General features: G+C 32.7%; 7 protein-coding genes and 1 pseudogene. 1 reads left to right on the top strand and 7 read right to left on the bottom strand.

Going from position 1 to position 9,343, the window contains the following annotated elements:
- Window positions 1-357, bottom strand: a pseudogene (locus ACILQF_RS07020) (hypothetical protein); the annotation flags it as partial.
- A 724-nt stretch (window positions 358-1,081) separates the two neighbouring features.
- Between ACILQF_RS07020 and ACILQF_RS07015 the strand changes: the two are divergent.
- A complete protein-coding gene (locus ACILQF_RS07015) occupies window positions 1,082-2,428 on the top strand; it encodes a PhoH family protein (protein WP_395626704.1) in 1,347 nt (448 codons plus the stop codon).
- Window positions 2,429-2,501: 73 nt separating this feature from the next.
- Here the strand turns inward: ACILQF_RS07015 and ACILQF_RS07010 are convergent, their stop codons facing one another.
- The 6 genes from ACILQF_RS07010 to ACILQF_RS06985 form a co-directional block, all read right to left on the bottom strand.
- A complete protein-coding gene (locus ACILQF_RS07010) occupies window positions 2,502-2,696 on the bottom strand; it encodes a cold-shock protein (RefSeq protein ID WP_291402236.1) in 195 nt (64 codons plus the stop codon).
- Between the two features lie 153 nt (window positions 2,697-2,849).
- Entirely contained in the window at window positions 2,850-3,044 is a 195-nt protein-coding gene (locus ACILQF_RS07005) for a cold-shock protein (RefSeq protein WP_090705936.1), read from the bottom strand.
- Between the two features lie 414 nt (window positions 3,045-3,458).
- Window positions 3,459-4,637, bottom strand: a complete 1,179-nt coding sequence (locus tag ACILQF_RS07000; protein ID WP_395626703.1) for a tetratricopeptide repeat protein — start codon at window positions 4,635-4,637, stop codon at window positions 3,459-3,461.
- A 6-nt stretch (window positions 4,638-4,643) separates the two neighbouring features.
- Window positions 4,644-5,750: a tetratricopeptide repeat protein gene (locus ACILQF_RS06995; protein WP_395626702.1), complete on the bottom strand. Its 1,107-nt coding sequence runs from the start codon at window positions 5,748-5,750 to the stop codon at window positions 4,644-4,646.
- A gap of 6 nt (window positions 5,751-5,756) precedes the next feature.
- Window positions 5,757-8,294, bottom strand: coding sequence for a DNA gyrase subunit A (gene gyrA, locus ACILQF_RS06990; RefSeq protein WP_395626701.1), 2,538 nt, complete (start codon window positions 8,292-8,294; stop codon window positions 5,757-5,759).
- A 201-nt stretch (window positions 8,295-8,495) separates the two neighbouring features.
- A partial coding sequence (locus ACILQF_RS06985) for a cryptochrome/photolyase family protein (protein ID WP_395626700.1) occupies window positions 8,496-9,343 on the bottom strand: 848 nt, incomplete at its 5' end.

Raw genomic sequence — 9,343 nt, 5'->3', positions numbered from 1 at the left:
AGCAGTACCAATAGCTGATGCCCTATTACCATAAACAGAAAACATGGAATAAAAGAATGATAGAATAACTATCTCTATCCCAATTAAAATCGGGTATTTATTGATTAATCCTGTTAAAACAGCTGTGAAAAAGACAAATAGGGTACAAATAAACATACCATTTCTCTTATGGTTTATGGGTCCAGGATTATCTGCAATACTGGTACTAAAGGCACCAAGAGAAATAGTTAAACCAATAGATAAAAGGTCGAGTTGATAAAATATAAGAGAGGGGAGAAGCACACCTAAAGTAATTTTTAGGCCATCAGAAAAGTATTGACTAAATATAAAGGTCTTTATTTCCCTGGATTGTTTCATTTAATTGTATAATAAATAACATGTTGTAAAAATACTGAATCTGAGGGAAAGCATTATTAAGGAGATTCAAATTAAATTAAATTAATGTGGAGAAAATGAGAATTTGAGCGTAGAAAAGCTTTATAAAAAAATGAAAATCTAATGATATGTTGATAAAAAAAATAAAATCGAAATGTTAATAAGCTGATTTTTTTGAAATAAGTAATTAATATTCAGTTATTTATGCATGATATTTGTGTTAATAAATCTATAAAATTTGTTTAAAAATTGTGGGTAATAAAGATGCTTTTTTCTTGTCTAGGGTTCCTTTTCACCGTAAATTAGTATTGTTAAGTCGGTAGTACTTTGATAGCTTGAAACAATATCCTCAAATCCGAAGCTCTTGGGCTTCATCAGATTCTGGATAATTTAATTTTCAATTCAGACCAGACATCGTGAGATTAAGGCTGAAAGAAAAAATCGAAAAGACAAGCGTTACCTAGGTTATAAGCGTTCTACGGAACGATTATGATGAGAAAGTAAAAGGTTACGGATACTGAAAGTTTGAAAAAACTGAAGAAACGTGCCGATTAAAGTAAAGAAGGCTTAATACTTTTAGCAACTATGGTTGCGAAAAAGTTGAAACGGGGACCCCAATCGCAAGAGTAAGGTCTCCGTTTTCTTTTTTTAGATTAATTTCATTCACTAAAAAACCTTCCATTGATTTTCTTTAATTTTATAGCAAATGACTAAAGAAAAAGCAATGAATTCTGAAGGTAAAATTTTTGTTCTTGATACATCCGTAATTCTTTACGATCATGATTCATTGCAAAATTTTGAGGAACACGATATTGCAATTCCAATTCAAGTTTTAGAGGAGTTAGATAATCATAAGAGCGGCAATGATACACGAAATTATGAAGCTAGAAGTTTTATTAGGATAATTGATGAATTATCTCAAGATCAGCTAATTAGTGAATGGATACCACTTAAAGGCAAAGGTAGAGGGAAATTTAAAATCATAATGGATGATCAACCTTATACTAATGATGCTGAAAAAATATTTGGAGAAGGAAAATTTGATCATCGGATATTGAACGCAGCATTAAGCTTGCAAGAGCAAAATCCCCATAAAAAAATCATTTTAGTCTCAAAAGATATTTGCTTAAGATTAAAAGCCAAGGCCTTAAATCTATTTGCTGAGGATTATGAAACCGGAAAAGTAAAAAATGTTGATGAATTATATACTGGTAAAACAATCATAAGTGGAATATCAAATAAAATAATAGATGAATTGGTTAAAAATAAAGTTTTACCAATATCTGCCATTGGAATTAACAATATTATAGATAACAGTTATTATCTACTCAATGGAAAAACCAAGTCTGTTGGTGCATTTTATGATGCTAAAAAGTCTCAATTAAACTATATTCCTTATCAAAGTGTTTATCGCATTGAACCAAGAAATCCTGAGCAAGCCTTGGCAATACATGCTTTGTTAAATCCAGAAGTAAAACTGGTAACTATTCAGGGTAATGCTGGAACGGGCAAAACATTACTTGCATTGGCCTGCGCATTAGAGCAAAGAAAAAACTTCAGACAGATTTATGTTACAAGGCCAATTGTACCATTGAGCAATAAAGACATAGGATTTCTGCCTGGAGATATTAAATCAAAGATTGATCCTTATATGGCACCAATTTGGGATAACCTCAAATTTATTAATGATCAAATGGCCGATGATGTTAAGGGACAAGCCAAATTAGATGAACTAATACACACAGAAAAGATTACGATAGCACCTTTAGCATATATCAGAGGAAGAACTCTCGCAAAGATTTTTTTTATTATTGATGAAGCGCAAAATTTAACACCTCATGAAATTAAAACAATTATTTCTAGAGCAGGAGAGGATACTAAAATTGTATTTATGGGTGATATCTATCAAATAGATACCCCTTATCTGGACGCTGAAAGCAATGGATTATCTTATTTGATTGATAAAGCTAAAAATCATCCTTTATATGCCCATGTTACTCTTCAAAAAGGGGAACGAAGTGAATTAGCAAATCTGGCCAATGATTTATTATAGCTAAAAGCCTATTTAAACAAGAAAAGCATACCCTAGAGTATGCTTTTCTTAACTAATGATATGGTAGTTTGAATTAACCTACAACCTTTACATTAACGGCATTTAAGCCTTTTTTGCCATTTTCTACTTCGTATTCAACACTATCGTTTTCACGAATACGATCGATTAGACCTGATGAGTGAACAAAAACTTCTGCATCACCATTTGAAGGAACGATAAATCCGAATCCTTTTGTTTCATTGAAAAATTTTACTGTACCTGACTGCATTGTGTTAATAATTTAATTAAATAATAAATACAAGATACTCAATTTATTGGAATTGCGTATAATTTGAAAAAAAAGTAATTAATTAGAAAATATTATAAACAAGAAAAGCATGTCTTACGACATGCTTTTCCGTGTTGAATGATTTATGTTGATTTAGTAAACAACTTTCACATTAACAGCGTTAAGGCCTTTTTTGCCACGCTCTACTTCATACTCAACCTTATCGTTTTCACGAATTTGGTCAATTAAACCAGATGAATGTACGAATACATCTTCGCTACCATCTGCAGGAACGATGAATCCGAACCCTTTTGTTTCATTAAAAAACTTTACTGTACCTTCTGACATTGTTTTATTTTTAAATATATAATATGCAAATGTAAGTAAATAGAATGAATTCTCAAATAATTAAAATTATATTGAATTTAACACTCGTATTATGAAGTTTTATTTATAAAATCAATAAATTAAAAGATGATTTTATAGAAAGTCCTGAGAAATAATATGATAATATATTATTTCATAATAATACATTGAATACAAACACACTAATAGGAATATGTTGATTGGATATTAATTCATGGATCCTGCTCAGGATTTCTTGGTTCAATGCGATAAACACATTAAATTATTAATAAGTATAATTTGTCTTATAATTAATATTATGTTAAATAGATTTTAATTAGATACTAAATAAGCTTTAAATAAAAACGGCTAAACAAGATCTCTCCTGCTTAGCCGCTCTGTAATATTAAAAATACTCTATTGTAAAGACCCAAGCTTAGCAGTGATCTCATCCACTTTTGCTTGATTTCTTTTAACTATATAATAAGTCTTTAAATTTTCCAGTGCCAAACGTGATTTTGGATCTAAAGTCGATGCCTTTTCTAAATAAGGAAACGCTTTCTCAAAATCTGCATTAGCAAGTTTTATCATATCATCATATTCTTTTTGTTTGTTCTGTGGTAATTTATTAGCCACATTAAATGTATTAATTCCTTTATTAAGCAATACCCCACCTAAATTAATATAAGCATCAGCAAACGATGGATCTATTTTAATTGCTTGTAAATAGGCCTCTTCTGCTTTTAAAATTTCATTAAGGGAACTATAGGCTATACCTAAATAATAAGGATATGTCTTATTTGTTGGACTCTTTTGAGCCTGTTCAGTAATTTTAGAGATTACTTCCTTCTCTTTACCAGACATTAAGCTTAACTCAATTTCTAAAGTAGCTAATTGGTTATCATTAAATTTAGCAGCTCCCTCAGACGCAAAAGCAATTGCCTTAACTGTATCGCCCTCAAGGGTGTATAATCTTGATAAATCAAGATATATCGATTGATTGGCAGAAAAATTAGTTTTGACTAATTTCTCATAATTAGCAATTCCTACTTTATAGTTTTTTGCATTTATTGCTGAAAGACCAGTATAATAGGTTAATGTAGTATCACCTGGACGGTAAGATAAGGCATTATTAAATGCGTTATAAGCAACTTCAAAATTATTTGTTTGATAAGCCTTCACTCCTTGGTTTAATTCGTATTGGCTAAAGACTGAAGCAAATACATTATCTAAATTAGCTTTGTTTGCACCAGCTTTATCTAATTCAACTGCTTTCTTATAAGCTGCAACAGCTTCATCAAATAGTGGTCTTGAAGTTGCTGGAATTGTATCAATAATTGCTAATTCGCCATAAATCATCGACTTATAGGTCCACGCTGTTGGATCTGCCATGGTTTTTTCGTTAACAACAGCTTTATCAATTGATGCTTTAGCTGATTTGATATTTGGCATAGCCAAAACAAGAGAAGCTGCTTCTTTTAGAGAAACAAATTTCTCGTAATTACTTTTAGCACTTGAAATCTCCCCCTTTTGAGCAAATGCTAATAAGGTTGACGCTGAAAATACAGCTGCTAAAATGAAAGATTTAATTTTCATGATATTCTAGTTTAATTTAAGTTGATTGATTCTATTATTGATTTTTTGTAATTCTGTGTTTTCTCCGCTACGTTTATAAAAGATAGCTAATGAATTTAGAGATTTTAATTCATTAGGATCAATTTCATTTGCCTTAGCAAGATAAGTTTTTGTAACATACCTTATTTCAGTTTTTTGTGTGTCTTTAACGTATAAATTTAAATAAAGTAAACCCAACGCATAATTTGCATCAAAATTATTAGGATTGATTTCAATAATCGCTTTATAATATTCTTCAGCTTTTAGCACATTACCAACCATCTCATTAGAAAAGCCTGCTAAATAATTTAAATTGATGTTGTTTTCATCAAGTTTCAATGCTTGACCAATGTATTTTATTATTTCTAGGTACTCATTTTTATTCTGAAAGGCATTCAAAAGCTTGAAAATAATATCTCTGTTATTAGGAAAATTATCTGCCCCAGACCTTAAAACACGAACAATATTCGACTCGTCTTTTAACAATTCGTATAAATTAGCAAGGACTAAAAAATATTCAGGTCTTGGTCTAACCTGAATTAGTTTCTCATAATAAGTAACCGATTTTTGATAATAACCTAATTCTTGGGATAAAAGAGCCAAATTATGACTAATTGAAACATTGGTTTTATCGATTGAATCGAGGATAGTAAAATATTTGAATGCTTCTTCAGATTTACGGTTTTTCAAAGCAGAATTGGCTCGAAATTGATAGGTATGATTAAGTTGCCTTTCAATATAATTTATTCGATCGCGATTTTCTCTTTCAATTTTTGAACCATAAACCTGCTTCATGGAAAGTAAAACCTCATCTAGAGGGTCTTTTTTATAAGAATATTTTAGGTTTGAATCAATCCGTGCCAGTGTGGAATAAACCAAAGCCCTAATCAAGTTATTTCTAGAATTTAAAGAATCTGATTTAGTTTTATAGGCATCATCGATTTTTGTTCTAGCACCTTCAAGCTTTTTAATATCCTTGCTAGAAGAGTATTGAGCAAAACTATTTAGGGCTTCTTTAGTAATAAGGGTCTGAGCCCCTGCCGAAGCAAGGGTCAGAAAAAAGCCGCTTATTAATACTATGAATACCTTATTCATGCAAATTTATTCAGTTTCTGGAGCTTGTTCTTCTGCCTCAGTTGTACCATCTTCAGCGATTTCATCTTCTTCCTCTTCATGCTCAACTTTAGCAATCGATGCAATTGAATCATCACCTTTTAAGGTAATTAATCTAACACCTTGAGTTGCTCTTCCCATTACACGAAGATCGCTAACTCCAATTCTTATAACAATACCTGATTTATTAATAATCATTAGATCATCATTGTCAGTCACATCTTTTATTGCTACAAGCTCACCTGTTTTATCGGTTACATTAATGGTTTTAACACCCTTACCTCCCCTGTTCGTAACGCGATAATCTTCAATATCCGTACGTTTACCATACCCATTTTCTGAAACTACTAGAACAGTAACTTCCGGATTATTAATAGCAATCATTCCAACCACTTCATCCTTATCACTACCAAGTGTTACTCCACGAACACCAGTAGCAGTTCTTCCCATTGGCCTAACAGTAGACTCATTGAAACGAATTGCTCTTCCTGAACGTAGTGCCATCACAATCTCACTCTGGCCATTGGTCATACATGCTTCTAAAAGCTGATCACCTTCATTAATATTAATGGCATTGATACCATTCGCTCTTGGACGAGAATAAGCTTCTAAAGATGTCTTTTTAATGGTACCTTTTTTAGTACACATGATAATAAAGTTATTCTCAAGGTATTCTTGATCCTTTAAGTTGACAACTTTGATATATGCTTTAATATTCTCTTCCTTAGGAATATTAATCACGTTTTGTATTGCACGCCCTTTACTTGTACGGGTTCCTTCTGGAATTTCAAACACTCTTAACCAGAAACATTTTCCAGATTCGGTAAAGAAGAGCATGTAATTGTGATTAGTGGCAATTAGCATGTGCTCTATAAAGTCCTTATCTCTAGATTGAGAACCCATGGAACCTTTTCCACCTCTACCCTGCTTACGGTATTCCGTTAAAGGTGTACGTTTGATATATCCTTCATGTGAAATGGTAATTACTACCTCTTCATCCACAATAAAATCTTCCATTCGCATATCTTCAGCAGAATGCGTAATAGATGTACGACGTTCATCACCAAAGCGATCTCTTATTTCTACAAGCTCATCTGTAATAATTCGCATACGAAGTGCTTCATCGGCTAAAATTGAATTTAAATATTCAATAGTCTTCATTAACTCTGCAAACTCTTCTTTTATCTTATCACGTTCAAGTCCTGTTAAACGCCTCAAAGTCATGTCCAAAATCGCTCTAGCTTGAAGATCTGATAAACTAAAGCTATCAATCAAACCTAGACGAGCGTCTTCGGGACTATTTGAAGCACGAATTAATTTAATTACTTCATCCAAATGATCAAGAGCAATTAATAATCCTTCGAGGATATGTGCTCTTTTTTCGGCTTCAGATAGGTCGAATTTAGTTCTACGGATAACTACCTCATGGCGATGATCAACAAAATGCCTAATCAGATCTCTGAGATTTAACATCATCGGGCGACCATTAACAAGGGCAATATTATTTACACTAAATGAAGTTTGAAGCGCAGTATACTTAAATAAGTTATTTAGAACCACAGCAGCGTTGGCATCGCGTTTAATTTCATAAACGATTCGCATACCATCTCTATCCGACTCATCTCTAATCTCACTAATACCCTCAATTTTCTTATCATTAACAAGACCAGCAGTCTGCTCGATCATGTTGGCTTTGTTTACTTGATAAGGTATTTCATTAACGATGATACGTTCGCGATCACCTTTATGGACTTCAATTTCAGCCTTAGCACGCATAACGATACGACCACGACCGGTTTCAAATGCTTCCTGAACGCCATTATAGCCATAAATTATTCCTCCAGTAGGAAAATCTGGAGCCTTTACATGCTGCATTAAATCAGCAACAGTAACATCATTATTTTCAATGTAGGCAATGGTAGCATTTACCACTTCAGTTAAATTGTGAGGAGGCATATTAGTTGCCATACCCACTGCAATACCTGAAGCTCCGTTTACCAATAAATTTGGAATACGAGAAGGTAGTACGGTTGGTTCTTCTAGCGTATCATCAAAGTTCAACTGAAAGTCAACAGTTTCCTTATTGATATCAGCAAGCATTTCTTCAGCAATTTTTTTCAAACGAGCCTCTGTATAACGCATTGCTGCTGGAGAGTCACCATCAATAGATCCAAAGTTACCTTGTCCATCAACCATTGGGTAGCGTAAACTCCAATCCTGAGCCATACGAACCATGGCAAAATATACGGATGAGTCGCCATGTGGATGGTACTTACCCAATACATCACCCACAATACGAGCGGATTTCTTATGTGGCTTGGTACTTGTTACTCCAAGATCCAACATGCCATATAAAACCCTTCTATGAACAGGTTTAAGTCCGTCACGTACATCAGGAAGAGCACGGGAAACAATTACTGACATCGAATAATCGATATAAGCAGATTTCATTTCCTCTTCAATATTTATTGGAATGATTCGATCGTTTTGTGGTACTAAATTATCGTTTTCTGTATCTTCAGCCATGTTTTACTTCAGTTCTGATTAATAAATTAAATTTTTGAACATTCAAAATCCGCGCAAAAATCAAATTAATTGTATTTATGCGAAGTTAATAATTTTCACGGTTAAAAAACTTTGTTTGGAAAAATAATCAGCAGTAAAAAGAGTCCTAAAAAACCTCAAAAACCAATCAAAATACTGAATATGGAAAAATACAGAAATTGTTTATTCATTAACTGCTTTTTTATAAACTTCTAGAGCTCTTTTTCGTCCAAATTCATGTTCTACAACAGGTTTTAGATAATCCACTCTAAAATCTTTTATCCACGTTTTTATATATTTTAGTTTAGGATCAAATTTTAGGGTTTGAGCAGTCGGATTAAAAATCCTGAAGTATGGTGCTGAATCACACCCACTTCCTGCCGCCCATTGCCAATTACCATTGTTTGAGGATAACTCATAGTCCATTAGCTTCTGCGCAAAATAGGCTTCTCCCCATCGCCAATCTATCAAAAGATGTTTACATAAAAAACCTGCAGTAATCATACGAACTCGGTTATGCATTATACCGGTTTCATTTAATTGTCGCATACCTGCATCCACAATTGGATAACCTGTTTCTCCTTTACACCATTTCTCAAATTCAGCTTCATTGTTTCTCCATTGAATTTTATCGTACTTTTTCTTAAAGCTTTCAGTTATAACATGTGGAAAATGATATAAAATCATCATGAAAAATTCACGCCATATCAATTCATTGAGCCAATGCTCATTCCATTTAATGCCTAATTTTACTAAATCACGAACACTTAAAGTACCAAAACGCAATTGAACACTTATTTGCGTGGTTCCTTCTACAGATGGCAAATTTCTAGTGTCCTCATAATTTTTAATTCGCTCTTCAGAGATGTTAAAATCCGAAAAATTGAATTCAATATCTTCAAAACCAATATCTATCAGAGATGGGATAGGATGACTAACTTCTTTCAATAAGTTAGTTAGGAATGTCTCGGAAGGATAATGAACTAAGGGCGTCTGATTGAATTTTTCTTTCCATTTTCGTGAAAATGGTG

Origin of the sequence: Daejeonella sp., from assembly GCF_044232565.1 — a bacterium.
Taxonomy (GTDB): domain Bacteria; phylum Bacteroidota; class Bacteroidia; order Sphingobacteriales; family Sphingobacteriaceae; genus Daejeonella.
Note: the sequence above shows the minus strand (reverse complement) of the source record. Positions and strands in the feature narration are given on the sequence as shown.